This is a genomic window from Micromonospora sp. NPDC003776, assembly GCF_053605645.1.
This window is the reverse complement of the sequence record NZ_JBSGJR010000904.1, coordinates 1-1,614: the sequence shown is the minus strand read 5'-3', so window position 1 is coordinate 1,614 and position 1,614 is coordinate 1. Positions and strand designations below refer to the sequence as shown.

Below are 1,614 nucleotides of genomic sequence, written 5' to 3'. Positions count from 1 at the left end.
CGGCTCGGCGGCGATGCCGTCGGCGATCGCCCGGGCCGCGGTGAGCAGCATCGCCCGGACCACCCGGGCGGAGGTCATCATCTCGCTGGCCGGCAGCGCGCAGGCCAGCACCACCCGGCGCTCGATGTCCTTGTCCGGGGTGACCAGCACCGCGGCGCAGGCCACCCCCTGCCGGAACTGGCCCAGTTCCAGCTGCATCCCGCGCCGGTCACCGGCGGCCAGGTCCGCCTCGAACGCCTCGGTGGTGGTCAGGGTGGCGCTGGTGAACGGGCGCATGCCGTACTCGCGCAGGTAACGGAAGCGCTGCTCGGCGGTGAGGGTGGCCAGCAGGCTCTTGCCGAGGGCGGTGGCGTGCGCGCCCTCGTCGAAGCCCGGCACCAGATCCTCCAGGTAGGGCGAGCGGTGCCCCTCGGCGACGGCCGTGACCGCCACCTGGCCGCCGACGAACCGCCCGAGGTAGTGGCTCCAGCCGGTGTCCACGGCCGCCCGCCGCAGCGACTCGCCGACCGCCGGCGGCCCCCGGAACGCGGTCACCAGCTCCCGGTACCGGTCGGCCACCTCCAGCCCGACGATGTACGTGCCGTCCTCACGCCGGATCACGTAGCCCTCGTAGGCCAGCGTGCGGACCAGGTGGTACGTGGTGGCCACGGTCAGCTCGCACCGGCGGGCGATCTGCTTGACGGTGAGTCCCCTCGGCGCACGGCCGACGGACTCGAGCACTCGAAGCGCGCGGGAGACACTTCGGATCAGGTCCGAAGGTTCCGCCAAGGGGTCGCGCACAACCACCTCCGCCGCCGGGGACTTACACCATATGAAAAACAGGCCGAGTGCGAAATGCCTGTTCGGATCGAGGATGCCAGATCGACGGGCACGGGCCGTGCACCGACAGACACGATCAGCTGCCGAAACGTGACCGGCGTAGGTTTGCCTGACGATGACCGACACCGCGTTGCTCCCCTCGCCCACCGCGGCCCGGCGTACCGTCCGGGTCAGCGCGGGCGCCATCGCCACCACGATCGCCTGCGTCCTGCCCGTCTTCCTGCTCGGCGGGCTCGCCGTGCAGATGGGTCACGACCTGCACTTCTCCCCCGCCGGGCTGGGCCTGGCCGTCTCGGTGTACTTCGGCATCAGCGCCCTCGCCTCGATGCCCTCCGGCGCGCTCGTCGAGCGCCACGGCAGCGCCGTGGTGGCCCGCGCCGGCATCCTGCTCTCCGCCGGCTCGCTGCTGGCCGTCGCGGTGCTGGCCCGGTCGTACCCGGTGCTGGTCGCGCTGCTCGCGCTCAGCGCCGCCGCCAACGCGCTCGGCCAGCTGGCCAGCAACGCCGCCCTGGCCCGGCACGTCCCCGCCCACCGCCAGGGGCTCTCCTTCGGGGTGAAGCAGGCCGCGATCCCGGTCTCCACGCTGCTGGCCGGCGCGGCGGTGCCCACCATCGCGCTGACCGCCGGCTGGCGCTGGGCGTTCGTGGCCGCCGCCGGGGCCGCCCTGGCCGCGCTGCCGGCCGTACCCGCCGGGGAGCGCGACCCGGCGCGGCGGTCGGCCGGCGAGCGGCCCGGAGGTGCCCCCCGGGCCCGGGTGGGGGTCGGCCGCGCCGCCCCCCTGGCGGCGGCGGCGGC

General features: G+C 74.9%; 2 protein-coding genes. One reads left to right on the top strand and one right to left on the bottom strand.

Features of this window, described 5'->3' with window-relative positions:
- Positions 1-780: IclR family transcriptional regulator (locus tag ACWEVO_RS36250; RefSeq protein ID WP_452311901.1), on the bottom strand; the 780-nt coding region annotated here is incomplete at its 3' end.
- Positions 781-934: 154 nt separating this feature from the next.
- On the opposite strand from ACWEVO_RS36250, the gene ACWEVO_RS36245 reads away from it, so the two are divergent.
- Positions 935-1,614: MFS transporter (locus tag ACWEVO_RS36245; protein WP_452311900.1), on the top strand; the 680-nt coding region annotated here is incomplete at its 3' end.